Below are 25,505 nucleotides of genomic sequence, written 5' to 3'. Positions count from 1 at the left end.
GGGTCATCAGGTCGGCGGAAACGCCGTACAGGCGGCCAGGTATCCGGCGGCCAGCGCCAGGGCGGTGTGATCGACGGCCTCGTCCGACGCGAGGAAGTCGGCGCTGTGCAGCCTTCCCGAGCTCGCGCCGGTGCCGACGAACATCATCAGGGAGGGGAATCGCTGCGCGTAGTAAGCGAAGTCGTCCGCTCCGCACGAGCGAAGATCATCCGATTGGGTCAGCCCGAACCCTTGGAGGTTCGCGGCTGCGGCTTTCGCCAGCCGTGGATCGTTGTGGAGGGCCGGTTCGCCGAGGTCGAGGTGGACCTCGCTCTTGCAGCCGACCGATTCGGCCACCCCGGAGGCCACTGTTTCGAGGCGGCGGTGCAGCAACTCCCGCTGTGCGGGGTCGAACGACCGCAGGGTGCCGCGCGCGACCGCGTGATCCGGCCGGACGTTGGGCGAGGAGCCCGCCCGGATCTCCCCGATGCTCACCACCGCCGGTGTCATCGGGTCGACGTCACGGGCGACCAGTTGCTGGGCCGCGGCGACGAAGAGCGAGAGCGCCAGGACCGGGTCGGGCCCGAGGTGCGGGTAGGCGGCGTGACCCCCGACACCCAGCATCCGTACGGTGAACTCGTCGGCCGAGGCGTTCACGGTGCCGGGTGTGCTGGCCACCTCACCCGAGGCGAGGAGCGGTTGCACGTGCGCTCCGATCATCGCGCGGACCTGATGGCGCTCCAGAGCGCGCGAGTCCAGGACGTCCATGGCGCCGGAGGGGGCGGTTTCCTCTCTCGGCTGGAGAACCAGCACCAGGGGGACCGGCGCGCCCACGCGATGGACCGCCCGCGCCAGGGCGATACCGGCGCTCAGGTGCACATCGTGCCCGCAGGCGTGCATCGCCCCGTTTCCGGCCGCCCATTCGACGAGGGTCCGCTCGGTGATGGGCAGGGCGTCCAGCTCGGTGCGGACCGCGACGCAGGCGCCCTCGCCGCCGACGCGGACGATCGCGCCCGAACCGGCGACCTCCTCCACCCGCAGACCGGCCGGCATCTGCTCGATGACGGTTCTCGTCGTCGCGTGTTCGTGTCCGGACAGATCGGGGTGCGCATGGATGTGCCGGCGGATCTCGCGCGCGGCGGCGAACTCATCACGCAGAGCGGCTTCCAGCTGTCGGCCGAGCGCTCTCACGAATACCTCTCACCTTCGGTCATGGAACGGAATGTTCCGTAGTCATATTTACAATTCATCAAGACAATGATCGATTTGAAAATTTCATTTCAGCCACACGGCATGGTGGCAGGCCGACCCGAATGGCACCGCCGGTCGGGCCTTAGCCGGTCACCGATCGCGAGAATCGGCGCCGGGTTACGTCAGCACGCCACCGGATCCAGCGCGTTGGCCCACGCCGGAGGGGACTTCCCGTCGAGCAGCCAGGCGACGGCCGAACGCGCCGCGACCGGGCCGACCAGGTTTCCCGTGCCGTTGTAACCGCCGATCGCGACCATGTCCTCCTCCACCCGTGCGCACAGCGGCCGATCGTCCGGGGTGCATCCGACCGACGCCGCCCACCAGTGCTCCGCCCGGACGGAACCGCCCGCCATCCGTCGTGCGACGTTCTCGATGTGGCGCTGCACGGACTCGGTGGGCTCGGCGTCGTGGGTCCACTCCTCGTCGACGAAGCGGTCGCGGCCACCCCCGACGTACAGCCGTCCGTCGGGCAGCTGCTGCGCGTAGTCGTAACCCCAGCGGGCGTAGACCGGGCAGGGCAGCCGGTGCGATGGGATCGGGGCGGAACTCATCATCTGAAGCCGCGCCGTTCGCACGTGGGTACGCAGCGCGGGCACGAGCTTCTCCAACCGGCCGTCGACGGCGACCACGACGAACCGTGCCTTGACCACACCCCGCTCCGTCGCGACCGAGCCGCTGCGGACGGACGTCACCGGGGTGTGCTCGTGCAGCGCCGCGCGACGTCCGACAAGCGTGGCCAGCCTGGTGGCTCGCACCGCCGGGTTCATGGCCGCGTCGTCGGGAAGGTACAGGCCGACGCCGAGGGGCCCGTCGTACTCCTCCACCGCGATTCCATGCTCACGCATCGACGCGGCCTGGGCCGCGCAGTCGGCCGTCTCGGCCTCGCGATCCGCCGCCTCCGCCTCGTCGGCGGGATCGCCCGGCAGACCGGCGAGCCGGATGGAGCCCACCCGGCGGATCACGGAGGGGCCGAGCAGCGCGTACAGCCGGTCGAGCTCCTCCAGCGTGTCACGGTAGAGGCCGGCGGCGGCCGGGCCCCAGCGGTCGACGGCCCGATGGAGCGCCAGCGACGGTCCCCCCAGCAGGAAACCCCCGTTGCGTCCGGCCGCCCCGGCCGCCACCCGACCGGCGTCGACCCCGACCACCGAGAGCCCGCGGTCGAGGAACGCCTCGATCGCGGCCAGCCCGGAGGCGCCCAAACCCACCACGCAGGCGTCGGCGGTGACATCGCCCGCCAAGGGCGCGAACCCTTCCCATCCGGCCACAGCCGTGTCCCAGCCCACTGACATGTCCTGCGTACCCTTCCGCCGTAGCCGTGGCTTCCGTACCGGTCAGTACCGGAAGCGGTCCTCGATGGCCAGCTCGTGAACGTCCCGCGTGGCCGCCGACCGCGCGGCCAGTTCCCGTACGGCGACCAGCGCGCCGTGCAGGGTGCCGCCCAGTACGGATCTCGCCAGCTCGCTGCCCGCGAACAGCTCGGTCGCGCGCGCCAGGTCTTCGGGAAGCCTGGTCACCCGGTGCTTGTCGCGCTCGACCTCGCTGAGGCCCGCCGGGTCCGACTGGACGGGCGCGGGCAGCTCAAGCCGCCGTTCGATGCCCCGCATCCCGGAGGCGAGGAGCAGCGCGGTGGCGAGATAGGGATTGGCCGCCCCGTCGACGGTCTTGACCTCCAGGTTCGCCGCGGTTCGCCGTACGCTCACGGTCCCCGGGATGAACCGCAGGGCGGCCTCCCGGTTCTCCACGCCCCAGCAGGCGAAGGCTCCCGACCAGTGATTCGGCTTCAGGCGCTCGTAGCTGGCGACGGTCGGCGCGAGAACGGCGAGCAGGCGGGGTAGCTCCGCAAGGATTCCCGCGGTGAACGCGGCGCCGTCCGCCTGCATGCCGGGTTCGGTGGTGCCGTCGTCCTGCATCAGGTTCTCGCCGTCGCGCCAGACGCTCACGTGCAGGTGCGCGCCGTTTCCGGCGGCGCCCGGATTCACCACCGGGGCGAAGCTGACGTCGAGCCCGTGCCGGTGGGCCACCTGTCTGGCGATATACCGGAGCAGCACCACCTCGTCGGCGGCCGTCAGCGGGTCGCGTGGCGCGATGGCGACCTCGAACTGTCCCGGCGAGTACTCGGGGTGCAGCTGCTCGACGTCGATCCCCGCGCCGTCGAGCGCCTCGATCAGCGCGAGCGCGAAGTCCTCCAGCGGGAGCAGCGCCCGCGCGCTGTGCGCGGGGCCCGAGTGGGCCGGTGTCCCGTCCCGGTTCAGCAGCGTCATCTCCGACTCGAACACGGTACGGAACTCGTAACCCATGCTCCGGGCGTTCTCCACGACCGACCGAAGGACGCTGCGCTGGCACCCGGCGCTGATCTCCAGGCTCTGCTCGTACTGGAGGGCGGGCACCCAGGCGTATCCGGGTGACGACGGCAGGGGACGCGCGGCGGCGATGTCGGGGAACAGCCGCAGGTCGCCGCTGGGCGAGTCGTAGGGCGAGACGGAGGCGAACTGATCGTCACCGCCGGCCACGGCCCACAGCGTGGACATTCCGACGCCGCCCGTCGCGGCGCTCTCGAAACGTCGCAGGGGGATCACCTTCACGCGGGTGACCCCGGCGTTGTCCACCACGGTCATCACGACGAGGCGGGTGCCCGCGTCCCTCAGCCGCGCGTGGGCCTCGGCCACGTCCTGCGGAGCGAACACGCGCGCCGCGCTCACAACGCGATCCCGTGCAGCCGCTTGGCGTTGCCGCCGAGGACGTCCACACCGATGCGGGTGGCGTGCTTCTCGTCCAGGTATCCATGGTCAATCGCCCGTCGCAGCACCCGTTCGAGGGCTTCCCGCGCCAGGATCGACGACAACCAGATCACCTCCGGTTCGCTGGCCTCGTCCGAGCCGTACATCACCTTGGCCGGTGGGGCGATGCCCAGCATCAGCTCCAGGCGGTTGTCCACGGCGATCGAGGACCACGGCGTCGACAGGGACGTGTCCAGATAGACGTGCGGAAGGACCGAGGCGATGTACGCCGCCTCCTCGATCCACGGCCACCCCGAGTGAATCAGGACGATCGGCTGACCCAGGTGCTGGCTCAGCAGCGGAAAGATGTCGGACGGGCGTGAATGTGAGAGGACGATCGCCGGATCTCCCCCGCCGCAGTGCACGTGGACGGGAACGCCGCCGGCCGACGCGGCGACCGCCAGCGCGCGGCGCAGCAGCATGTCCCGCACCGGTTTGGCGTGCTCACGCGACTCGGTCCAGCCGGCGGCGCGCCACGCCTGGAACGCGCTCTCCACGTCGTTTCCGCTCCACGAGGAGACGTCCAGCCCGCTCCGATAGGCGATGATCGACTTGAAGGCGACGGCCCCGTCGGCGATCGCCTGTTCGGCCCGGGCGGCGAACGCGTCTTCGAGCTCGGCGAAGCCGTTCACCTGGTCGCGCAGTTCGACGATCCATGGCTCGAGGCGCGCGACCCGGCTGATCGGCAGGCCCGTTTCGTCGGACATGTCGGCCTGGTCGACCATCGGCTGCGGATAGCCGTCCTCGACGAGCAGATGCTCCACGCCCGCCTCGTCCCACAGCCTGCGCAGGTAGGACGCGTCGTTCAAGGCCGCCGTACGGGCCTTCGCCAGCGAGTCGCGTGAGGGGTCGCAGTTGAGGACCTTGCCCAGCCGGAGCGCCATGGCGACGGCGATCGGCGAGGTGTCGGTCGTCCGCCGCAGGAGCTCGGGAAAGGAGCTGTGGTGCAGGCCCGAGCTCGTCAGGCACATGCCCAGCATGGTGATACGATCTAGGAACCCATGTTGATCGCGTCGTCGTATGTCGTCCATGCGGAAGCCATGACAGTGGACATCGACCACTCGTGCTTCATCCAACAGCGTCACGTGTACATCCTTTGAAGACTGGTCGCGCTTGTGCCCGTTCCGGCGCGATCCGATGGACTTGATGGCCGACGGCACCTGCGCAGTGGTCGTTCGGCGGTCGATTCACGCCCCGGCTTGACTCTGGCTGGCCGTGTTCACCGACTGTGCACGACCCTCTAGGTGTGAACGAATAATTTCAGCCACGAGGCTTGTGGTCAATAAAGAACGAAAAAATTCTTTCACTCTTTCGGCCGACGCGGGGGCGGTGACCAGGTCGTACGCGCCGACCGGGCGTCTGCGGCGACGCCGACGCGGTCACGCGGATTCGAAAACGTAAGGGGGCCGGCCTATGGCGCGGGCACCGTCGACACCTGTTCGATCAGGCGCATACGGGCCTGCGCATCCTCGCCGAGACGGGCCAGGGCGGCCGCCGCCAGCGCCTCCACCAACGCGATCGCGGGCACCAGGCTGTCGTACGGGGAACCGATGTCCGTACTCAGGGGAAGAACGACATCGGCGAACTCGGCGATGGGCGACAACCACACGTCGGTGATCAGAACGATCTTGGAACCCCGCTGATGGGCTTTCCGCGCGAAGTCGACGACGTCGTCCTGGTAACGCCTGAAGTCGAGCACGAAGACCACGTCACGGCGCCCGAGCTCGACGAGGGCCACCCCGGCCTCGTCCCGCTGAGCGGTCAGCAGCTGGGTGTCCGGCCGCATCGTCCGCAGATGCAGGATCAGGTATTCGGCGACAAGCCGGGACCAGCGGCCTCCGACCGCGCCGACCCGCAGCTTCGGGTCGGCGGCCAGGTCGATCGCCAGGCCGAACTCGCTCGACGGCAGCGCCGTGAACCCCTCGGCGAGAATTTTCCGACCGGCCTGCGAGACCTTGCTGAGCACGCGCGACGCCGGGGTGTCGGCCGCGTAGTCGGAGGGCAGCGTCATCGGACTGGCCCCGCGAGCGTTGATCTCGTCACGCAGGATCTGCTGAAACTCCTTGTAGCCGCCGAAACCGAGGCGCGACACGTACCGGGTCACGGTCGGGGCGCTGACCCCGGCGCGTTCGGCGAGCTTCACCGCGGGCTCCATGCCCGCCATCGGGTAGTCACTCAGGACGGCCCGCGCCACTCGCCGCTCCGCGGCGGAGACCTCGCTCATGGTCCGGTGGATCACCTCGGCGACGGATCGCGCCGCATCACCGGACGATGCTGAGCCATCCAGTTCGTGGACTTCCACCAGGACCTCGATTCGTGTGCCTCACCCGGATTCTAGTGCGACACACCTGGCAGCCACCGAGGTTGCGTACTGAACGGCCGGAGGGGTCGTCATCGGCTCCTCACGGGGATCCGGCCCTTGCTCCGCATCGCCGCCGCGACGCGGTCCTGGGCGAGTTTGCGGCCGGCGGCGTGCGGGGTGAGGGCCAGCCGGCGGGCCTCCTCCAGCACGCCGAGGGTGTTGGCGCGGAGTCTGTCGGAAATCGCGGGGAACACGGCGCCGGTGTCCGGCCGGAACCCCGAGTAGCGGGCGTCCATCGCGAACGCAGCCGCGATCACCCCTCCGGCGTTGGCGATGAAGTCGGGGACGACGGTGACGCCGCGCTCGGCGAGGACGGCCTGGGCCGCCGGTGAGGTGGGCAGATTCGCCCCCTCGACGACGAGGCTCGCCTTGACCCTCTGGGCGGTGCCCTCGTCGATCACGTCCTGTACGGCCGCCGGGACGAGGACGTCGCAGTCGAGGAGGAGTTCCCGTCCCGCGGTAAGAAGGATGACACCGTCCAGCCGCGTCACGAAGGCGTCGCCGTGCTCGTCGCGGGCTTGGTCCAGCGTGGCGAGGTCCAGGCCGACCGGGTCGTACACGGCGCCGTGCGCGGTGGAGACGGCGACGACGGCGGCGCCGAGGGCACTGAAGCGCCGGGCGGCGGCCCGGCCGACGGCGCCGTAGCCCTGAATGGCGACGCGGGCGCCGTTGAGGGGGCGCCCCAGGTGCTCGGCGGCGGCGTCGGCGGCCTCGGCGACGCCGAAACCGGTGACGCCGAGCTGGTCGTAGGCGATTCCGCCGAGGTGGGCGGGGGTACCGACCGCGGTTCCACGGTCGCCGAGTTCGTCTTGGACGATGGCCGCGTCGTCTTCGGTGAGGCCCATGTCGAGGCCGAGCACGTACTCGCGGGGGACCTCGTTGTGCAGCGCGCGGACGAAGGCCCGCAGGATGGCCTCCTTGTCCGGCGAGGCGGGGTCGGCTGCGATGCCGGCCTTGGCGCCGCCGTAGAAGAGGTCGGCACCGGCCCACTTCCACGTCATGTTCCGGGCGAGCCGGGCGACCTCCGTCACGGTGACGGAGGGCGCCATCCGGGTGCCTCCCTTGCCCACCCCACGGGCGGTGTTATCGATGACCAGCACGCCTTTCATACCGGTACGGCGGTGGGAGACGACGACGATCTTCTCGGGGCCCCAGTCGTCGACGATCTCGAGTGCGTCGGTCATATGTTCTCCTCCGATGGCAGGTGGTGGCCGGGCAGGGCCCGGGCGATGAGCTCGGCCAGATGGACGCCGGTGCGGTCGGTCGCCTGGTCGATCTGGGTACGGCAGCTGAAGCCGTCGGCGAGGACGACGGTGTCCGGCGGCGCCTGGCGAACGGCGGGGAGCAGCACCTGTTCGCCGACCGCCCGCGACACCTGGTAGTGGCCCTTCTCGAAACCGAAGTTCCCGGCCAGGCCGCAACATCCGGAGTCGAGGACCCGGTTGTCCACCCCGAGCGCGGAGAGCAGCGCGGTGTCCGCGCCGAACCCGGAGGTGGCGTGCTGGTGGCAGTGGGTTTGGGAGATGGCGGAGACCTCGACTCTCGGGGGGTCCCAGCCCGGCGTCCTCTCCATGAGCAACTCGGCGAACGTCACGGTCAGCGCCGACAGATCGCGGGCGAGGGGGGCTCCGTCCAGCAGCTCGGGCAGGTCCTGCTTCAGCGCCGCCGTACAGCTGGGCTCAAGCCCGACGATCGGCACGCCCTCGGCCACGCCCGCCCGCAGCGCGCGGGCCGTACGGACGGCGATCCGGCGGGCGACGCCGAGCTGGCCGGTACTGATCCAGGTCAGGCCGCAGCACTGCGTCCCCCGGGGCACCCGGACGCGGTACCCGGCGTCCTCCAGGACCCGGACGCCGGCCCGCAGGACCTGGGGGCTGAAGTGGTTGTTGAACGAGTCCACCCACAGGGTCACCGGGCCGCGTTCGCCGGTGCCGGCGGGAGAGCGGGCGCGGAACCAGGACAGGAACGTCCGGTCGGCGAATCGGGGAATCTCCCGCTCCGCCGCGATGCCGCCGACCCGTTTGATCAGCGGGGCCAGCCGGGACGAGGTGACGGCGTTGACCGCCCCCGGCATCCGGGCGGCGACCCAGGAGAGCAGCGGCAGCCAGCCCATCGAGTAGTGCGACGCGGGCCGTAGCCTTCGCCGGTAGTGGTGGTACAGAAACTCCGACTTGTAGCTCGCGACGTCGACACCGACCGGGCAGTCGACGCTGCACCCCTTGCAGGAAAGACAGAGGTCGAGGACGTCGCGCACCTCGGTGGAACGCCACCCGCCGGTGATGACCTCGCCCTGGGTCATCTCGTAGAGCACCCGGGCCCGGCCCCGGGTGGAGTCCTTCTCATCCCGGGTGACCCGGTAGCTGGGGCACATCACCCCGCCGTGCGGGGCGGCGGACCGGCATCTGCCGACCCCGACGCAGCGACGGGTCGCCTTGGCGAAGTCCCCGCCGTCGGCGTGGAAGGCAAGCTTGGTGACCAGGGGGAGCGCCGGGCGGTCCGGGCTGACGCGCAGGTTCCCGTCCAGGGGCAGCGGATGCACGATCATGCCCGGGTTGAGCCCGTTGTCCGGGTCCCACGCGTGCTTGAAGTGTTCGAACATCCGGATGACCTCGGGCCCGTACATCACGGGAAGCAGTTCCGACCGCGCCTGGCCGTCGCCGTGCTCGCCCGAGAGCGAGCCGCCGTGGGCCGTGACAAGCTTGGCGGCGTCGGTGAGGAACGCGCGGAAGACGCCCACTCCGTGGTCGGTGGTGAAGTCGAAGTTGATCCGCGTGTGCAGGCAACCCTCGCCGAAGTGCCCGTAGACGGCGCCGGCGAGCCCGTACTGATCAAAAAGGTCCCTTAGCCCGCGCAGATAGGCGCCGAGCCGGTCGGGCGGGACGGCGGCGTCCTCCCAGCCCGGCCACGCCTCCGATCCGTCGGGCAGCCGGGTGGCGAGGCCGACGCCGTCCTCCCGGATCCGCCACAGGCTCCTCGCCCGCCCGGGGTCCTCGACGACTTCGACCCCGGAGAACCCATTGGCGGTACGGGCGGCGGCGACCAGCGCTGATCCGGCGTCGGGCAGCTCCTCCGCCGGACCGGCGAGCTCGGCGAAGAGCCAGGCCCGCCCGTCCGGCAGGGTGTCGATCGTCGCCCGGGTCTCCGGCCGCGTCACGATGTCGGTGAGCGCCTGGTCCACGCACTCCAGCGCCACCAGGCCCCGCTGCCGGAGCAGTTCCGGGACCGCGTCGGCCGCGTCGCAGGCGTCGGTGAAACCGAGGACCACCAGCGAGCGGTCCTGCGGCGCGTGGACCAGCCGGAGCTTCGCCGACAGCACGACCGCGCAGGTGCCCTCGGAGCCGACCAGGACCCGGGCGAGATTGAAGCGGTTCTCCGGCAGCAGCTGCTCAAGCGCGTAGCCCGAGACCTGTCGCGGGAAACGGCCGAGCCGCGTGCGCAGCATTTCCAGGTTGGCCTGGGCGAGCTTGTCCAGCCGACCGATGAGCGCGCCGCGCTCGCCCCCCTCGGCGACGGCCCGGTCGATCTCCGCACGGGTCATCTCGCCGACGGTCATCACGGTGCCGCGATAGGTGACGACCTCAAGCTCCAGGACGTTCTCCGCCGTACGGCCCCAGGCGAGCGAGTGGGAGCCGCAGGAGTTGTTGCCGATCATCCCGCCGATGGTGCAGCGGCTGTGTGTCGAGGGGTCAGGGCCGAAGAGGAGCCCGTACGGGGCCGCGGCCGCCTGCAGGTCGTCCAGGACGATGCCCGGCTCCACGGTGGCCTGACCGGCAGACGGGTCCAGTTCCAGAAGCCGGTTGTAGAAACGCGAGAAGTCCAGCACGACGCCGGAGCCCACGGCCTGCCCGGAGGTACTGGTGCCCGCGCCCCGGCAGGTGATCGAGAGCCCGAGTTCGCGGCAGGCGGCCACGGCGTTGATCACCTGCTGCCGGGTGCGGGGGAAGACGACGGCGCGCGGCACCTGCCGGTAGTTGGAGGCGTCCGCCGAATACTGAGCCAGCCGACCGGGGTCGGTCGCGACCTCGCCGCAGTCCGCCCGGCGCAGCGCGTGGGCAAGCTGGGCAGGTTCCGAGCGCTCGATCGAGATGGTCACGTCCCGTTTCCTCCGCCTTCGCCTGGTCAGGGAATACAGAGCCAACCTTGCGGGGTTCGACGCGGTCGTGCCAAGAGCAAGTAGAACGCTAATATTTTGAGCTTAGGGCTAGCATTCCTTGGGCTGGGAGGAACGTGTACAAGCTGCATCACCTGCTGACCTTCCAGGCCGTCCACCGGACGGGCTCGTTCGCGACGGCCGCGCGGGAGCTCGGGTACACCGCGTCGGCGGTGTCGCAGCAGATCGCCGCTTTGGAGAAGGAGACCGGCCTGACGCTTTTCGAGCGTGAGGCGCACGGCATCCGGGCGACGACGGTCGCGCACCGCCTCGCCGAGCTGAGCCGGGGGATGCTCGCCGACGTCGACGAATTCGACTACCAGGTGCGACGGCTCGCCACGGGATTGAGCGGACGACTCCGGGTGGGCAGCTTCACCACCGCGAGCGTCCGCCTGGTGCCCGCCGCGCTGTCCGACCTGCGGCGCCGCCGCCCCGGCGTCGAGATCACCCTGGATGACGGTGAGCCGGAGACGCTGCTCGACCCGCTCGTCGACGGCGACCTCGACATCGCGCTGGTCTACGAGTACGGGCTGATCCCCCGGCAGTGGCCACCCGGGGTCAAGACGCTCCCCCTGGTCAGGGAAGACCTGCTCCTGCTCCGCCCGTCCGGTGAGACGGGACCGCCCGGCCTGTCGCGGCTGGCCGACCGCTTGTGGATCACCAGCCGGGAGGGCACGGCCGGGGATCTCTCGCTGGCCCGGCTGTGTGCGTTCGCCGCGTTCACCCCCACGATCGCCTTCCGCAGCAACGACTACGACGTCGTACGCGAACTGGTCGCCCACATGGGCGGCGTCGCGGTCGTACCCGCCCTCGGCCACGTACCCGACGAGCGCATCTCCGCCGTACCGCTGCGATCGCACCCCGCCGCCCACCGCACCGTGCTGGCCATCCACCGGGAGGGCAACGCAAACCCGGTCCTCGGCGACTTCCTGGCAGCCCTACGCCAAGCGGTCCCCCACGACGCCGACCACCTACTCGCCCTGTGATCCGGCCGAGTTTTAGCACTCGCAGGGTGCGGCTCCCGCTCAGCTCCACGTTCGTGTGCGGCTTCGAGAACGCGAATCACTCCCGGCGTCGAATCCTTCGTAGCGGTGGATCGGCACCCGCGGCGTTGAGCGGGTGGTCTAGAGCGCCTGGGGCCATTCGCCTCGGTCGGCCCCGGCTCCTGGCGCGAGGAGCCGGGGCCGGCCTGTGCTCCCGCCAACCCTCTCCTCGTCCCCGCGGAGGGTAGGGCATGGCCTGGCGAGAGCGCGCGGGTGGCTAGTTCTCGTACGGCGCGGGCGGCTGCAGGGAGGCGCACCCGTCGTGGACCCGCTGCCAGGCGGCCGATTTGGGCTTGACCTCCTTGAACCCGGCCGGCTTCTTCTCATCCTTGTCGATGGGCTGCCAGACGCCGCCCTCGCGCAGGCACTTGGCCCACGCGGCGAACTTGGCGTCGTCCTCGGGTGAGGACGGCTCGGAGCCTCCGAGGAGCACCGAGTCCCACTCCTTGCACGCCTTCATGGCGGCGTCGAGCTTGGCCTGGGTGACCTTGGTCACGGCGCTGGTGTCGATGTCCTGCCCCTTGACCGGATCCGGGATGTCGATCCCGTTCTCCCGCATGCACCCGGCGAACTTCACCGCGGTCTCGTGCCAGCCGGCCGTGGCCGAGACGGAAGGGCTCGACGCGCTGGCGAAGCTCTGGGCCCCGCACGCCGTACTCATCGCCAAGACGGGAAGGGCGGCCAGGACGGCGAGGCGCCGCTTGGTCATGAACACATGTCCTCCAACGGGTCGCTGACTCCCCAACACCCTGGTCTGCTCCTGTGATCGGCCCGTCCGCGCCATGTCATGAACGTGTAATAGCCTCCAAAGCAGGACAGACCGCAAGTCGACGCCGCCGATACTGGAACACATGGCTCGCGTGTTGCTGATCGAGGACGACCCGAACGTCAGGGACGCGCTGGCACTTGCCCTCAAGGGCAGGGAACACGAGGTCGAATCGGCGGCATCCGGGGAAGAAGGGCTGGAGCGGCTGGCACGCTTCGCCGCCGACGTGGTCGTGCTCGACCTCATGCTGCCCGGCATCGACGGGTTCGAGGTCTGCCGCCGCATCCGCGCGGCCGCCTCCACCTCGATCGTGATGCTGAGTGCGCGGGGCGACGACTTCGACGTGGTCGGCGGGCTGGAGGCCGGAGCGGACGACTACGTGGTCAAACCGGTGCGGCCGCAGGTGCTGGAGGCCCGGATCAGGGCGGTGCTGCGCCGTACCGACGGTGTGCCCTCTCCTGTGGAGAGCTATGGCGCGCTGTGCGTGGACCGCGCCTCCCTGACCGTGAGCAGGAGCGGGCGGCAGGTCGCACTACCGCCGATGGAGTTGCGGCTGCTGCTGTATCTGTCAGCCGCGCCCGGGCAGGTCTTCAGCAGGCAGCAGCTGCTGGAGTCGGTGTGGGAACACGACTACCTGGGCGACTCGCGGCTGGTGGACGCGTGCGTGCAGCGGCTGCGCGCCAAGATCGAGGACGTGCCGGCCCAGCCGAGGTACGTGCAGACCGTGCGCGGATTCGGCTACCGCTTCGGGCCGGTATGAGCTGGCTGCGGGGGTTGCGGATCCGGCTGGTGATCACGTTCGTGCTGGTGGGCGGGCTGAGCGCGGTGGGGGCCGCCGGGCTGACCTACTACGAGGTACGGGCCAACCTGCTCGGCGGGGTACAGGATCGGTTGCTGAAGGACTTCAGGAACCGGATGCTCCTGCTGTCGCGCGACGTCGCACTGCCCGCCGACGATGAGGAGCTCGCTCTGCTGGCCGAGGACCTCGAGGTGGGCGACCGCGAGGTGTACGTGGTCAGGGACGGCGCCATCCCCAGCGACGCCCGTATCACCGCCGAACTGCGCGCGCGCGTTCAGCGGCGGCCGGAACTGGCCTGGCAGCGGGTGACCCGCGACGGTGTGCCGTATCTCGTGGGCGGCAGCAGGGTCATGCTCCTCGCGGGCGGAACGCCTTCGGGGATCACCGTCTATCTTGTCGAGTCGCTCGCGCAGGCCGCCTCCGACGAGGCGACCGTGCTGCGTGCCGCGCAGGCGGCGCCCCTGCCCGCCCTGCTCCTGGCGGTGCTGGCCGGGCTGCTGGCCGCGCGCGGCGTGCTGCGCCCGGTCGCCGACCTGGACCACGCGGCCCGGCGGCTTGGCGAAGGGCGGCTGGAGACCCGCCTGCCCGTGCGCGGCGGCGACGAGCTGGCCCGGTTGGCGGGACGGTTCAACGAGACCGCCGCCGCGCTGGAACGCTCGGTCGGCGAGCTGCGCGAGATGGAGGCCAGGTCGCGGCGGTTCGTCGCCGACGTCTCCCACGAGCTGCGCACCCCGCTGGCCGCCGCCACCGCCGTGACCGACGTCCTCGAAGCCGGCGCCGACCGGCTGGACGCCGACGCCGGGACCGCCGCCCGGCTGGTCACCTCCGAGATCGCCCGGCTCACAAAGCTCGTCGACGACCTGATGGAGATCTCCCGCTTCGACGCCGGAGCCGCCCAGCTCAACCTCGACGTCGTGGACGTCGGCGCCGCCGTCGCCGCCTGCCTGCGCTCACGCGGCTGGATGGCCGACGTCACCACGGACCTGCCGCCGGACATTCGTGTTCCCCTCGACCCACGCCGTCTGGACGTCATCGTCGCCAACCTCGTCGGCAACGCGCTGCGGCACGGCGCACCGCCCGTCACGGTCCGGGTGCGCGCCACCGGCCAGGCCGTCACCGTCGAGGTCGCCGACCATGGGCCGGGCCTGCCCGCCGACGTCCTCCCCCACGTCTTCGAGCGCTTCTACAAGGCCGACGCCGCCCGCGCCCGCTCCGAAGGCAGCGGCCTGGGCCTGGCCATCGCCCGCGAGAACGCCCTCCTGCACGGCGGCGACCTGACCGTCACCCCCGAAGCCGTCTTCACCCTTACCCTGCCGAGGAACCACCCTGCCGAGGAACCGCCCCTCAGAACCACCCCGCCGGGGAACCGCCCGTGAAAACCTGGCCCCTCGCCCTGCTCCTGGCAGCCTGTACGGCCTGCGGAGTCGGCCCCACCGACGTGATCGGCGCCGGAGAGCCCGCCCGCGGCTTCGTCCAGGGAACCCGCCTGTACTTCGTGCAGCAAGACCGCCTCGTCTCCGTCAGCCGCCCCGAGGGCCCTCTCGAAGCCGCCGAAGCCGTCGAGCTGCTGGCCGGCGGACCCACCTCGAAGGAAAGCGAGCGCTCCTTCGTCACCCGCCTGCCCAAGAACATGACCGTCCGGGTGAACGACGACGGGTTCAAGCTCGACAAGGGCGTCTCAATTCCGGTGGGCGGCCGATGGCTGCCGCCGGTCACCCGCCTGTCGCGGATGGCCACCGGGCAGCTCGTCTGCACGATCGCCGCCGCCACCGCCGCCAAGCGCGGCGTGGACGTGGATGACGTGCTCGTGTCCGTACCGGACAAGGGGCAGGTGCGCTGCAAGGACTTTAAGTGAGTTGCCCGGGGCGGCCCTTTCCAGGCCGCCAAGGCCCTGGCCGCTGCGCCTCGCGGGCCTTGGCGAAGCGGCCCAGCCGCTGAAAGCACTTGAGCGCGAGCATCAGCGCCAGCAGGTGCTCATCGGTGTCGGTCTTCTCCCACGCCCAGGCGACGATACGTACTCGATCTTCAACCCGCACTCTCTGGAATTCCGGCCCCGCAGCTGACGGCCGTTGTCATATGTGGGGCATCGGCGGTGCTCTACAGATATGGACGTTGTTGGGTATGGCGGGAGCACACCGGCAGCCGTGGCGCTGCCGACCCTCTTCGCGCCACCTGGATCGCTGGCGCGGTCGACCAAGCCCTCGACAACGACAGTGTGGCGCAGGTCGGCACCGCCTCCCAGATGCCGCTGCCAACGGACTGCCTGTGGCGAGGGGCCAAGTACGCCTTCCAGGATCAGAGGTTGTTCACGCAGGTCGGCTCCGGATTCGGGAACTCCCCGTTCCTCAGCCGGACCCCGCTCACCTCTGCCTACCTCGCCTGGACCGGCCTCTGGATCGTCCTCATACTGGGGCTCGCGGGGATGGCCTTCCAGCGCCGCGACCTGTGAACCGTGGGCTCTTCTCGGGTCATTCCGACCACATGGAACGGATGCCGGTATGCAGACAGTGGATGTACTGGTCGTGGGTGCGGGCCTCGCCGGTCTGCACACAGCCCGCCTACTCGCGGAACAGGGACTGGACGTGATGGTGGTCGACCGCCGCCGGTCTCTGTCGGTCGGCGTCCGTACTACGGGGATCTTTGTACGCCGTACCCTCGATGACTTCGACCTGCCAGACGCCGCACTCGGGCCGGGTATCCGGGACGTACTGCTGTATCCTCCGTCGCGGCGGGCGCCGATCCGGCTTACCAGTGACCGGGACGAGTACCGCGTGGCCGACATGGCGGCCATCTACGAGCATGCGCGCCGCACCGCGGAGTCGGCCGGGGCACGGATCCACCTGGGCGTACGGTATATCGAAGCGTCGACGGGTCCTGTGCGGTTCGCGGGCGCGGAACCGGTGGTGGCCCGATTCATCATCGGCGCGGACGGCGCCCGCTCCCGGGTGGCCCGCGATCTCGGCCTCGACGTCAACCGGCGTTTTCTCGTCGGTGCCGAGATTGTTCACCCGATCGCGTCGCGCACCACCGTGCCGGCGTTCCACTGCGTGCTGGACCCTCGGATCGCCCCGGGATACCTGGGCTGGGTCATCGACGACGGCTGGCATACGCACGTCGGCGTCGCGGGTTATCCGGACGCGATGCGCACCGGCGTCCGCCATCTGCTGGACGCCTTCGCCGCGGACGCGCCCGGCCGCGCGGCGCCAACCGGGCCGATCGAGCGTCGAGGTGGTCCGATCCCGGTCGGCGGCGTGCTAAAACGGTTGGTATGCCCAGCCGGGCTCCTCGTGGGCGACGCGGCAGGTGCGGTGTCGCCGCTCACGGCCGGCGGACTGGATCCTTGTCTACGCATGTCCGAGTTGGCCGCAGCGGTCACCGTCGCCTATCTGCGAACCGGAGACCAACACGTTTTGCGTGCGTACGACGGGGGCGCGCTGCGGACTCGGTTCCGCGGGCGACTGTTGCTGCGCGGTATATTCGCCGGCATGCGATCACCTGCCGCGGTAGAGGCAGCTGTGGCCGCGCTACGCGGTCGTGCAGGTCGTGCCGTGGCGGCGCGAATACTGTTCGGCGACGGCTCGTTTCCCGATGTCGACCAACGGCGCCGAACCAGGTCCGCACCCTGATCGACGGCTTCAGCGTGAAGTTGCGCGAACTCGATCAGGTGATTGATCACCTGTAGATCATCCTGTCTCGTTCGAACTTGGGGTCGGGGCCAGGACGTATCTGAACCGGCCGTGCCCAGGTTCGAGGCGGCTGTCCCGTCCACCAAATTGTCAGAGTGCATAACGGTTGCGGTGACTCGTCGGCTTGGGCGAGACTCGTCGGTGATCACGAGCAGTGGCGGAGGAGACGATGAGCACCGCCGACAGAGGCAACGCCTACTTGGATCAGGTCGTCGCGCAGCAGGCGGTGCTTGAGGATGATCTCAAGGCACCCAGGCGGGCGAGCCCGCTGGCCAAGCGTGACCGGGCGCTCGGCGAAGTCAGAGCCGAGAAGTCGACACCGGGGTCGGTGGATATAAGGATCACCGGTTTCTGGCGCTGGAAGAACGTGCTCGTGCCGCCCAACGCCTTCGTGGTGCACACCCGGCGCGGCCAGGTCAAGCCGCTGCACATGGGGCTCGGAGTATCGTTCCGTTTCAATCCCGCCACCGACTCCTTCCTGGTGGTGCCAGGGGCCATCCAGACCATCCTGATCAACGCGTACTGCATCTGCCGGGAACTGCAGGGCGTGCTGGTGCAGGGCTATGTGCAGTGGATCATCCAGGATTTCGGCACTGCCTACCGCAAACTGGACTTCGGTGACGCGGAGGACCCGATGCGGCTGGTCAACCTCCAACTGCGGGAGCAGGCGGAGGCAGCGATCAAGGATAAGGTCGCGACCATCGGCGTACGCGACGTGCTCAGCGACAAGCAGCCCATCATCGAGGAACTGACCGCCCGGCTGCGCGCGGTGGCCGAGGGCGAGGACAACAGCGACCAAGGGCTCGGCCTGCGCATCGTCACCGTCCAGATCAAGGAGGCCGTCGTCAGCTCGTCACGACTCTGGGAGAACCTGCAGAAGCCATACCGGGCTGAGCAGGACCAGATCGCCCGGCTGGCCGAGTTGCAGGCCAACGAGGCCGTCGCACAGCGTGAGATGGCAGCCGAACGGCTCACGGAGACCCAGCGCCTGGAGTACGAGCGAGAACTTGCCGGACTGCGCGCCCACAACGCGGCGTGGGAGTTCGACACCGAGACGGCCGAGCGACTGCGGCGCACCCAGCGAGAGCACGACGATGCCAGGTCGGTGGCGGAACTGGAGACCGAGACCACCCGGCACGCGCTGCGGATGGAGCGCGAACGGCACGCCGAGGAGGCCGAGACCGGCAGGCTCCGGATCGAGCGGGAGCAGGAGCTCAAGCGACTGGAGCTCGACGGCGAACTGGAACTGGCCCGCTCCCAGGTGCAATCCGACCACCAGCGGGCGCTGCTTGAAATGGAACGTACGCGAATGCGTGCCGACATCGAGAACCACCAGACCCCGGCCAGCCTGCAGGCCAGGTTGATCGGCTCGCTGCCAGAGATCATGGCGAGGTTACCCAAGCCGGAGGAACTGCGCACGGTGTCGATCAACGGCGGCGACCGGACCACTGTGTCGGGCCTCCTGGCCGAAATCGCCACTGTGGTCGGTGCGCTGCGTTCCGCGGTCGACGCCGACCGTCCGAATACCTGATCATCGAGGCTCAGGGGGTGTGCTCGCAAGCGAGGATCGTGCCGGGGTTGTGTGGGCCTCGCCGCCGCCGTGGCCGCGTCTTGCCCCTTCCAAGCCGCCAAGAATGAGGGTGGCCTGGACCAATATCAGGTCCGCCCTTACAATTCCTGGCACTGTCGCATCGCCCTCGCGGTGCTCGCCCACGCCGTACACGCCCAAAAGCCCGAGCGACCTGGTCCACGTCACATAAGCGGAAATCCGCCGTCTCCCGGCAAACCCGACCACCGTGATCGCCCGCCCGCTCGCTGATGCCCTGGCCTGGTCGCAGCCCCAACACACTGCACCAGACCCGCGCCCTAACCAATCGCAGTTGGAAAGGCCGGCTCAACAAGCTGTAGTACTTGCTTCGAAACGTAGACCTTCCCTCCGTTCAACGTCGCGTTCACTCGGTGGCTGGTTGATGGCGCTTTGGACACAACCCACCCCTCACGCGCACCTCACAATGATTCAGTTTTTTCTCACACGGCACGCGGCACGAGGAGCGCCGCTGATCAGGTTCGGTACGGGCACCCCACGGCAGCACGTCGCCCCACCAGATGAAGAGTTGACCGGGGAGTATCTGGCCGCGGTTTGGGCGGTATCGCCGTCGGCGGGCTCGCCTCGGGGCCGAGCGGTGGGTCGCGCTTCGCCGACGCCCTCGCCTGACCTCCATGCTCAAGCCCCGATCTTCCTGGCTATACGAAGAAATCCGCTCAGAAACTCCTGGAGTCGCCCATGTCACCCATCGCCCGCTTCAGCGCTACCTCCTCCGCAATCCTCGGCCTCCTGTTCATCATCCTCGAAACGGCCCGGCGAGGCATTGACGCATGGGGGACGACGTCCGTCACGATCCTGGAGGACTACATCGCAGGCATCCTGTTGGTGACAGCTGCGGTAGCACTCATCCGGTCGGCCCGCATCAGCTGGCCACTGATGCTGGCAGCGAGCGCCTATGCCACGGGCATGATGACCTCAAGTCTCTGGGGACAGGTGGAAGCACAGCTCAGAGGGGAGACATGGGAGACACAGCAGTCCATCGTGATCGCCGTGAAGGCATTCCTATGGTTGCTGCCTCTTATCCTGAGCGTCTTCTCTCTCCGGGAACTGCGCAGAGGTTTCCACGGTGAGCCTCATTCCGGCTCGTGAAACCTTCGTGCGGCCCCGGAATTCCGGCACGCTCTATGGTGGTCTTCCAATTCTTCCAGCGTGACCGTCCGGCGGATCACGCTCAACCACTGGGGGTCGCGCCCGGGACGCCCTTCGGCTGGTACTGCTTGCATGCCTCCTCGGCCTTCTTGAGCTGTGCTGCGTCGACGTTGCCGTCGAGTTTGAAAGCGCCGTCAGCGTCGGGGTCGGGGAACGACGGCACGCCGTTGCTGCGCACCATCCCGTGATCGGGTTGCGATCGAGGTGCTGCCGGTCGAGTTGGGTCATGCGCCGAGCCGAGCCGACTGCGGTCCTCGTCGGAGCGGAGCGTCTGACCCAAGGTCGTACTGAACCGCTCCGGGGTGTCGACCGGTGGGTCTTGGAACTTTCTTCCTTCAGGACGGGCGGCGCGCGGTGTGGCTCTCTTCTCGCGTCTTCTGAGTCCGGGCGAGCTGTGGCCGGAATCCCCCGATGGTTCAGGAAGTGCGCCGGGCTCATGACTTACCGCAATGCTCCGGGCACAGCTCGACCTCGGGGTAGCGGGATGACGGCTCCTCCAGGAGGGGCTGCCGTCCCCCCTTGAGATGCTCGTCGAGGAAGGCCGCCACGTACGCGCGGGCGATCTCGGCGCCGCGCTCCGCGGGCAGGACGCCGGGTTCGGGCGCGACGCCGAGGAAGGGCCCGAGCAGCGGGAGGTCGGTGAACGCCTGGTGGACCGTGTCCTTCACCACGACCCAGCGCTTCCACCCGGTCAGCAGCTTCCAGTCACGGTCCCACGAAGCATCATGACCGGGGACATGCAACTCCGAACCGATGAACATGAACGGCCGGGAGAACCCGCTCTTGGGAATCCGGGCGTAGGTGGTGCCGTCCATGTCGATCCCGGCGCGTACACGGGAGTCCTTGACCATGGCTGCCATGGCGGCGGCCCCACCCATCGACTGGCCGACCATCGCGATTCTGGAGCGGTCGATCAGGCCGGAACCGTCCCACTTCATCGGCAACTGGTCGAGCACGAAGGAGACGTCGTCCGCCCGGCCCTGAACCACCCGCGTGCCGAAGCCCGGATCGGTGTCGTTGTCGCACGCGATGCATTCGGCGACCCGCCCATCGGACAAGGTCGTGACGTGGCTCTCGTAGGTGTGGTCGATTCCGGCCACGACGTACCCCCGGCTGGCCATGTCCTCGGCAAGGGACGTGAGCGAGCTCAACGGCTTGGTCCAGCCGGGAGAGAGCACCACCAGCGGAAGCTTCTCCCCCGCGGGTTCGGCGTCCTTGATGGCGTTCGTCCGCGTCTTGCTCAGCGTGTCGGACGGCACGCCCGCGATCCCGGAGCCCTTCAGGAAGAGCTCCGACTCCTTCGGCGTCATGTACGGCGCCCGCTCCCCCTCCTTCTGCTTGGTCGGATACCACAGGGTGACCTTGAGCTCCCTGGTTGCGACGTCCAGGTTCCAGGGATCGGGGCGGGAGGTGTCGTTCACATGCAGGATGGTGGTGCCGACCGGATGGGCGCCGCTGGTCGCGGGCAGGACGGCCGGGCCGGTGGGTGTGGGCGACGGGCCGGTGGCCGACCGAGGCGGTGCGGGCGCGGAGCAGGCTGACGCGGCGAGGACAACCAGTCCGGCGGCGACTGCCAGGATCCGTCTCATCGAGAGGTCCATTCACTTCTCCAGCAGGGTCAGCGCCTTGGCCAGGGCGGGGTCGCGCCCGGCTGCGGCGTCCTGCGGGGTCAGGGGCACGTGGTGGTCGGGCGGCACGCCGATCCGGTCGATCGTCTCGCGGCCCGGCCCCAGGTGATGCCTGGTGGGGAAGGCCAGCATGGTGTTGTTGCTGAGCTGGAACGGCTCCGCGGGGCCGGAGATGAGACCGGCCGTCCTGGTGCCGACCAGGTGGCCGATGCCCAGATCCTTGACCGTGGAGCTGAAGTGCTCACACGCCGAGGCACAACCGCGGTCGGTGAGCACCGCAAGCGGCAGGTTGAGCAGTTCGACGGTGTCGTCGGTCCGCAGGGCTTCGCACTTGGCGTCCACGGTGCACATGTAGGCGGTGACCTTGCCATGGACGAAGCCGCTCGCCAGCCGGATCGCTTCAGGGGCTTTGCCGCCGCCGTTACCCCGCAGGTCAAGCACCACACCGGTGAGCGTCCGGCCGGTGCGCAGCCTGGAGATCGCCCTGAAGACCCGTTCCGCGGCGTCGGGAGCGAACCCGCGCAACCGCACATAGGCGATGCCGCCTTCCAGCAACTTCGACGTCACCCCTTGCAGGGTGGCCAGATCCCGCTGGTAGACGCCGGGCTTGAGCGTCACGCTCCAGCGGCGGCCGGTGCCCGGCCGCGAAAGCCGCAGCTCGACCGGGTCGGCTTCGGGGTACCGCGGGTAGAGCGCGGCGATCACGGGGGTGAGTTTCCCGTCGATGAAGGGCGCCGATCCGTCGATCGATTCGATGATGTCGCCCGGACGCAGCCCGGCGGCCTGCGCCGCGCCGCCCTCCACCGTGGTGACGAACAGCGGAGGAAGTGCGGTGCCGGGGTTGATGTCCACCTGGGGCCCGTTGACGTTCGCCTGGAGGCCCAGGCCGTAACCGTCACCGTCGTAGAAGTCGGGGGGTCGCCCTCCGCCGCCGTGCGCCCAGCTGGCGTGATTGTCGCCGAGGGAGGCCACGATCGCCTCCAGGGTGACGACGGCCAGCTTGTCACGCAGATCGGGAACCTGATCGGTGACCTTCCGGTAGACGGCCTCGAACGCGGTCCAGTCGGCTTTCCGGTCACCGGTCAGCGCCGGCATGGTCGCATCGGCGACATCACGTCCGTTGAGGTTGAGCTCCCGCGTCAACGCGACGAAGCCGGCGGTGAGCAGCGAGCGGGCGTCCATCGTGGAGCCGCTGTAGTAGTTGCCGAGGATGCAGTGGTACGCCTGCTCGATGACGTCGATCGTGGTGGGCGTCTGTGCCGGGAGACGGCCCGAAGGCTTTGCGCAGACCGTGGCGCCCGACGATCTCGACTGGCTGCGCGGCGTCGTCGGTGCCGTACAGGCCGCGGCCAGCAGGAGGGCGAGCCCGGCGGTCACGGCCCTGATGGCGGTCATGATACGCGCCTCCGGATCCACCGGAAGGACAACCACGTCAGGCCGATGGTGAGCAGGGCGTAGATCCCGGTCTCGATCCACTGGAAGAGCCAGAAGCGCTCAAGGGGCTGGTAGGTAACCTGCTGCCGGTACCCGAGGCGGTTGACCTCGCCCATGCAGCCGTCTTCGGCGCCCGCGCCACTCTTCGGTGAGCAGGGTCCTGACGTCGAGGAGACGTTGATGACGGCTCCGGTGCCGCCGGTGCCGCCGGGGACCACGCGTCCGGATGGGTCGAGCAGTTCGCTGGCCAGGACCCAGGAACCGAGCTTGCCGGGCACTGCCTCCCGCAAAAACAGCTGCGGGGCCGAGCCTCCCTCCCGAGGGATGTTGAGGCTGTCCACGTTCGCCGGGCCGAGCTCGAAGGTCGCGGTCACCGGGGCCATCAGATGGGGACGGACCATCGCCGGCAAGGCGAGCTGGATCGCGGCGAAGACGGCCAACGTGACGGCCATGGCGGGCAGCGTGCGGCGCACCAATATGCCCACGGTCACGCCGAGGACAAAAGCGAATGCCGCATACCCCATCGGGGCGATGCCGCGGGCGCTGAACACCAGAGGGGCCATCAAGGCCATGCCCTCGCTGGCCGACTCGTCCAGGGGGGCGGACCACCAGGTCACCATGAGGCCGCCTAGGCCGGCGGCGACCACGGAGATCAGGCCGGTGAGCCCGAGCTTGACCGCCAGCCAACGGCCGCGGGTGATGCTCTGGTTCCACACCAGCAGGTGCGTGCCCGCCTCCAGCTCGCGGGTGATCAACGGTGCTCCCCAGAAGAGCCCGGCGAGGGCGGGCAGGATCAGCACGACGAAGGTCAGGGCCATGAACGGGAGGTTGTACTGGCTGAAAAAGAGGTTGTAGAAGCGGTCGCAGGTGTTGTTTGTGCTGCAGTCGGCGATCCCGGCGGAGTAGGCGGAGGCCAGTCCCGGGCCGGTCACGGCCAGGACGACGGCGAGTACGGCGAGTACGGCGGCCATCATCGCGGCCGAGCCGCGGAACTGACGCCAGGTCAGCCAGATCATCGCTGCACCTCCAGGGCGGCTCGCCGGTCGGCGGTGTGCTTGTCCATGTAGGCCAGGACGAGGTCCTCCAGGTTGAGCTGGGTGACCGTCCAGGCGGGGTCGTGGATCGGGGAGTCGGTACGGACCACGAACGTGCTCTGCCGGTCGGTGTGGCTGGCGGAGATCACCTGCTGGTCGGCGGGGAGCCGGTCGGTGTCGCGGCGCGGGCCGGTGAGCCGGTAATGGGTGGCCAGCAGCTTGTCGGTCTCTCCCGCCACCTGGACGCGGGAGTCGACGAGCACGACCAGGAAGTCGCAGACCCGTTCCAGGTCGGAGACCAGGTGGGAGGAGAGCACCACGCTGAACTCGTGTTCGACGGTGGCCTCCATCAGTCCCTGCATGAACTCGCGGCGGGCCAGCGGGTCGAGCGCGGCGACCGGCTCGTCCAGGATCAGCAGTTCGGGCCGCTTGGCCAGGCCCAGGGTGAGGGCGACCTGGGCGCGCTGGCCGCCCGACAGCTTGCCGGCCCGCTGGTCGGGAGCCAGTCCGAGACGCGCGATGCGCTCCTGCGCCATGGCGGCGTCCCAGCGAGGGTTGAGCCGTGCGCCCAGCCGCAGGTGGTCGGCGATGCTCAGCCCGGAGTAGACGGGGGTGTCCTGGGCGACGAACCCGATCCTGGCCAACCGCGCGGGCGTGGCCGCGGGCCGGTCGCCGAGCACGGTGACGGCGCCCTCCGTCGCTTCGAGCTGGCCGCTGGCCAGCTTCAGCAGTGTGGTCTTGCCGGCCCCGTTGGGGCCCACCAGCCCGACGACGTGGCCCGAAGGGATCTCGATGGTGCAGTCGCGCAGCGCCCATCGTCTGCCATATTTCCTGCCCAGTTTTTGGGCCTCCAGGACAGAAGAAGTCACGCTATGTCCTCCTGAGCGGTTGTCTGAAATGTGGTCATGAACAGGGCTTCGATGCTCTCCTCGTCGAGGCCGGCCCGGCGGGCCTTGGCCAGCCAGCGCTGTAGCTCCAGCCGGAGCGGGCCGTGCGCGGCCAGCGAGGCGTTGGTGAGCGTCGCGGTCACGAACGTTCCGATCCCCGGCCGGGCGGCGACCAGGCGCTCGTGCTCAAGTTCGCGATAGGCCTTCAGGACGGTGTTGGCGTTGATCGCCAGGTGCGCCACGACCTCCTTGACGGTCGGCAGCTGGTCGCCCTCGCGTAGCAGGCCGAGCCGTAGCGCGTGCCGTACCTGCTGAACCAGTTGCAGATACGGCGAAACACCCGACCTGTTGTCCAGATGGAACTCGATCATCGATTTCCCCATTTATCTAGCTTGCTAGCACTTTAGACTTCTACATGTTAAGGGATCATAAGGATCGCTCTCCAGACATCGCCCCGCCGGCGAAGCGGTCCATACCTGTTCCAGGCCACCGAGCTCGTTCACTGTCCGGCTTCCGAGGTCGAACCGGCCATAGAAGCCAAGTACTCCGGCTCTAGGCAGCCGCTCCTCAGGGAACGCAGGGCACATCAGAACAGGTCGCCCCAGTTGTCGTTTTGTCGGTGTACGGCGAGATCATGTGCTTCCGATCATTCGGCGAGTTTGGAGATGCGCGTGAAGCGTTGTGATCGGTGTGAACTGATCATGGGCGAGGGTTGCGCCTGTGAATTGCCGGGTTCCGGGGCGCCGCGGCGTGCAGTAGACGCCTTGGAGCCCGTCCGCTGGGCCAAGTTCGCCCCAGACACCATCCTGATCTCGTCGCGAAGGATGGCACACCTGCCCGGCGCATGCGATCACATGACCGAGGCCGATGTCGTGGCCCCCAGCTGGGGCTGGATCCGCAGTCCGGAGCCCGGCCTCTGGGATCGCATCAGTGCCGGAAATCCTGTCCGGGCAA

General features: G+C 69.2%; 22 protein-coding genes. 8 read left to right on the top strand and 14 right to left on the bottom strand.

The features are described from left to right. Nucleotides 1–6: 6 nt before the first annotated feature. The 7 genes from RUR_RS11695 to RUR_RS11665 form a co-directional block, all read right to left on the bottom strand. Nucleotides 7–1,170 carry a M20 metallopeptidase family protein gene (locus tag RUR_RS11695; RefSeq protein ID WP_283135009.1) on the bottom strand — a complete coding sequence of 388 codons (1,164 nt, stop codon included), beginning with the start codon at nucleotides 1,168–1,170 and terminating at the stop codon, nucleotides 7–9. 182 nt (nucleotides 1,171–1,352) lie between these two features. Continuing rightward, a complete protein-coding gene (locus tag RUR_RS11690; protein ID WP_283135008.1) occupies nucleotides 1,353–2,519 on the bottom strand; it encodes an NAD(P)/FAD-dependent oxidoreductase in 1,167 nt (388 codons plus the stop codon). A gap of 42 nt (nucleotides 2,520–2,561) precedes the next feature. After that, nucleotides 2,562–3,929: a glutamine synthetase family protein gene (locus RUR_RS11685; protein ID WP_283135007.1), complete on the bottom strand. Its 1,368-nt coding sequence runs from the start codon at nucleotides 3,927–3,929 to the stop codon at nucleotides 2,562–2,564. Further along, nucleotides 3,926–4,978: an amidohydrolase family protein gene (locus RUR_RS11680; protein ID WP_283135006.1), complete on the bottom strand. Its 1,053-nt coding sequence runs from the start codon at nucleotides 4,976–4,978 to the stop codon at nucleotides 3,926–3,928. The genes RUR_RS11685 and RUR_RS11680 overlap by 4 nt, the downstream gene beginning before the upstream one ends. A gap of 440 nt (nucleotides 4,979–5,418) precedes the next feature. After that, nucleotides 5,419–6,246 (bottom strand): MurR/RpiR family transcriptional regulator, encoded by an 828-nt coding sequence (locus RUR_RS11675; protein WP_283135693.1) that lies wholly within the window; start codon nucleotides 6,244–6,246, stop codon nucleotides 5,419–5,421. Between the two features lie 152 nt (nucleotides 6,247–6,398). Next, entirely contained in the window at nucleotides 6,399–7,553 is a 1,155-nt protein-coding gene (locus RUR_RS11670; protein ID WP_283135005.1) for a Glu/Leu/Phe/Val family dehydrogenase, read from the bottom strand. Further along, on the bottom strand, nucleotides 7,550–10,462 hold the full coding sequence (locus RUR_RS11665; protein WP_283135004.1) for an FAD-binding and (Fe-S)-binding domain-containing protein: 2,913 nt from the start codon (nucleotides 10,460–10,462) through the stop codon (nucleotides 7,550–7,552). Before RUR_RS11665 ends, RUR_RS11670 begins: the two co-directional genes overlap by 4 nt. Nucleotides 10,463–10,596: 134 nt before the next feature. On the opposite strand from RUR_RS11665, the gene RUR_RS11660 reads away from it, so the two are divergent. Continuing rightward, the gene (locus tag RUR_RS11660) at nucleotides 10,597–11,505 is read left to right on the top strand and encodes a LysR family transcriptional regulator (protein WP_283135003.1); all 909 of its coding nucleotides are present in this window, start codon (nucleotides 10,597–10,599) and stop codon (nucleotides 11,503–11,505) included. Nucleotides 11,506–11,779: 274 nt separating this feature from the next. On the opposite strand, the gene RUR_RS11655 is transcribed toward RUR_RS11660, so the two are convergent. Next, nucleotides 11,780–12,271, bottom strand: coding sequence for a hypothetical protein (locus RUR_RS11655; protein WP_283135002.1), 492 nt, complete (start codon nucleotides 12,269–12,271; stop codon nucleotides 11,780–11,782). Between the two features lie 142 nt (nucleotides 12,272–12,413). On the opposite strand from RUR_RS11655, the gene RUR_RS11650 reads away from it, so the two are divergent. From RUR_RS11650 to RUR_RS11615, 7 genes are all read left to right on the top strand, one after another. After that, nucleotides 12,414–13,088 (top strand): response regulator transcription factor, encoded by a 675-nt coding sequence (locus tag RUR_RS11650; RefSeq protein WP_283135001.1) that lies wholly within the window; start codon nucleotides 12,414–12,416, stop codon nucleotides 13,086–13,088. Further along, nucleotides 13,085–14,503, top strand: a complete 1,419-nt coding sequence (locus RUR_RS11645; RefSeq protein ID WP_283135000.1) for a sensor histidine kinase — start codon at nucleotides 13,085–13,087, stop codon at nucleotides 14,501–14,503. The genes RUR_RS11650 and RUR_RS11645 overlap by 4 nt, the downstream gene beginning before the upstream one ends. Continuing rightward, nucleotides 14,500–14,982, top strand: a complete 483-nt coding sequence (locus RUR_RS11640) for a hypothetical protein (protein ID WP_283134999.1) — start codon at nucleotides 14,500–14,502, stop codon at nucleotides 14,980–14,982. The genes RUR_RS11645 and RUR_RS11640 overlap by 4 nt, the downstream gene beginning before the upstream one ends. Nucleotides 14,983–15,369: 387 nt before the next feature. After that, complete coding sequence (locus RUR_RS11635) at nucleotides 15,370–15,576, top strand: hypothetical protein (protein WP_283134998.1); 207 nt, start codon at nucleotides 15,370–15,372, stop codon at nucleotides 15,574–15,576. Nucleotides 15,577–15,625: 49 nt separating this feature from the next. Then, a complete protein-coding gene (locus RUR_RS11630) occupies nucleotides 15,626–16,753 on the top strand; it encodes an FAD-dependent oxidoreductase (RefSeq protein WP_283134997.1) in 1,128 nt (375 codons plus the stop codon). Nucleotides 16,754–16,982: 229 nt separating this feature from the next. Continuing rightward, nucleotides 16,983–18,344, top strand: a complete 1,362-nt coding sequence (locus RUR_RS11625; RefSeq protein ID WP_283134996.1) for an SPFH domain-containing protein — start codon at nucleotides 16,983–16,985, stop codon at nucleotides 18,342–18,344. Between the two features lie 753 nt (nucleotides 18,345–19,097). After that, the gene (locus tag RUR_RS11615; protein ID WP_283134995.1) at nucleotides 19,098–19,508 is read left to right on the top strand and encodes a hypothetical protein; all 411 of its coding nucleotides are present in this window, start codon (nucleotides 19,098–19,100) and stop codon (nucleotides 19,506–19,508) included. An 82-nt stretch (nucleotides 19,509–19,590) separates the two neighbouring features. Here the strand turns inward: RUR_RS11615 and RUR_RS11610 are convergent, their stop codons facing one another. From RUR_RS11610 to RUR_RS11585, 6 genes are all read right to left on the bottom strand, one after another. Further along, the gene (locus tag RUR_RS11610) at nucleotides 19,591–19,749 is read right to left on the bottom strand and encodes a hypothetical protein (protein ID WP_283134994.1); all 159 of its coding nucleotides are present in this window, start codon (nucleotides 19,747–19,749) and stop codon (nucleotides 19,591–19,593) included. A gap of 253 nt (nucleotides 19,750–20,002) precedes the next feature. Beyond that, entirely contained in the window at nucleotides 20,003–21,157 is a 1,155-nt protein-coding gene (locus RUR_RS11605) for an alpha/beta hydrolase family protein (protein WP_283134993.1), read from the bottom strand. Nucleotides 21,158–21,169: 12 nt separating this feature from the next. Then, nucleotides 21,170–22,591 carry a S41 family peptidase gene (locus tag RUR_RS11600; protein WP_283134992.1) on the bottom strand — a complete coding sequence of 474 codons (1,422 nt, stop codon included), beginning with the start codon at nucleotides 22,589–22,591 and terminating at the stop codon, nucleotides 21,170–21,172. Further along, the gene (locus RUR_RS11595; protein WP_283134991.1) at nucleotides 22,588–23,646 is read right to left on the bottom strand and encodes an ABC transporter permease; all 1,059 of its coding nucleotides are present in this window, start codon (nucleotides 23,644–23,646) and stop codon (nucleotides 22,588–22,590) included. Before RUR_RS11595 ends, RUR_RS11600 begins: the two co-directional genes overlap by 4 nt. Further along, nucleotides 23,643–24,533: an ABC transporter ATP-binding protein gene (locus RUR_RS11590; protein ID WP_283134990.1), complete on the bottom strand. Its 891-nt coding sequence runs from the start codon at nucleotides 24,531–24,533 to the stop codon at nucleotides 23,643–23,645. Before RUR_RS11590 ends, RUR_RS11595 begins: the two co-directional genes overlap by 4 nt. Next, complete coding sequence (locus RUR_RS11585) at nucleotides 24,530–24,922, bottom strand: GntR family transcriptional regulator (RefSeq protein ID WP_283134989.1); 393 nt, start codon at nucleotides 24,920–24,922, stop codon at nucleotides 24,530–24,532. The genes RUR_RS11590 and RUR_RS11585 overlap by 4 nt, the downstream gene beginning before the upstream one ends. Nucleotides 24,923–25,505 lie beyond the last annotated feature (583 nt).

It is taken from the genome of Rhizohabitans arisaemae, assembly GCF_025996515.1.
Taxonomy (GTDB): domain Bacteria; phylum Actinomycetota; class Actinomycetes; order Streptosporangiales; family Streptosporangiaceae; genus Rhizohabitans; species Rhizohabitans arisaemae.
The sequence above is the reverse complement of the archived record's forward strand: the minus strand, read 5'-3'. Positions and strand labels throughout refer to the sequence as shown.

Bases quoted from the DNA above. Each gene is read 5' to 3' on its own strand.
- RUR_RS11690 (WP_283135008.1), bottom strand. From the start codon at position 2,519: ATGTCAGTGGGCTGGGACACGGCTGTGGCCGGATGGGAAGGGTTCGCG.
- RUR_RS11680 (WP_283135006.1), bottom strand. From the start codon at position 4,978: ATGTGCCTGACGAGCTCGGGCCTGCACCACAGCTCCTTTCCCGAGCTC.
- RUR_RS11670 (WP_283135005.1), bottom strand. From the start codon at position 7,553: ATGACCGACGCACTCGAGATCGTCGACGACTGGGGCCCCGAGAAGATC.
- RUR_RS11655 (WP_283135002.1), bottom strand. From the start codon at position 12,271: ATGACCAAGCGGCGCCTCGCCGTCCTGGCCGCCCTTCCCGTCTTGGCG.
- RUR_RS11650 (WP_283135001.1), top strand. From the start codon at position 12,414: ATGGCTCGCGTGTTGCTGATCGAGGACGACCCGAACGTCAGGGACGCG.
- RUR_RS11645 (WP_283135000.1), top strand. From the start codon at position 13,085: ATGAGCTGGCTGCGGGGGTTGCGGATCCGGCTGGTGATCACGTTCGTG.
- RUR_RS11635 (WP_283134998.1), top strand. From the start codon at position 15,370: ATGCCGCTGCCAACGGACTGCCTGTGGCGAGGGGCCAAGTACGCCTTC.
- RUR_RS11630 (WP_283134997.1), top strand. From the start codon at position 15,626: ATGCAGACAGTGGATGTACTGGTCGTGGGTGCGGGCCTCGCCGGTCTG.
- RUR_RS11625 (WP_283134996.1), top strand. From the start codon at position 16,983: ATGAGCACCGCCGACAGAGGCAACGCCTACTTGGATCAGGTCGTCGCG.
- RUR_RS11615 (WP_283134995.1), top strand. From the start codon at position 19,098: ATGTCACCCATCGCCCGCTTCAGCGCTACCTCCTCCGCAATCCTCGGC.
- RUR_RS11610 (WP_283134994.1), bottom strand. From the start codon at position 19,749: ATGGTGCGCAGCAACGGCGTGCCGTCGTTCCCCGACCCCGACGCTGAC.
- RUR_RS11605 (WP_283134993.1), bottom strand. From the start codon at position 21,157: ATGAGACGGATCCTGGCAGTCGCCGCCGGACTGGTTGTCCTCGCCGCG.
- RUR_RS11600 (WP_283134992.1), bottom strand. From the start codon at position 22,591: ATGACCGCCATCAGGGCCGTGACCGCCGGGCTCGCCCTCCTGCTGGCC.
- RUR_RS11595 (WP_283134991.1), bottom strand. From the start codon at position 23,646: ATGATCTGGCTGACCTGGCGTCAGTTCCGCGGCTCGGCCGCGATGATG.
- RUR_RS11585 (WP_283134989.1), bottom strand. From the start codon at position 24,922: ATGATCGAGTTCCATCTGGACAACAGGTCGGGTGTTTCGCCGTATCTG.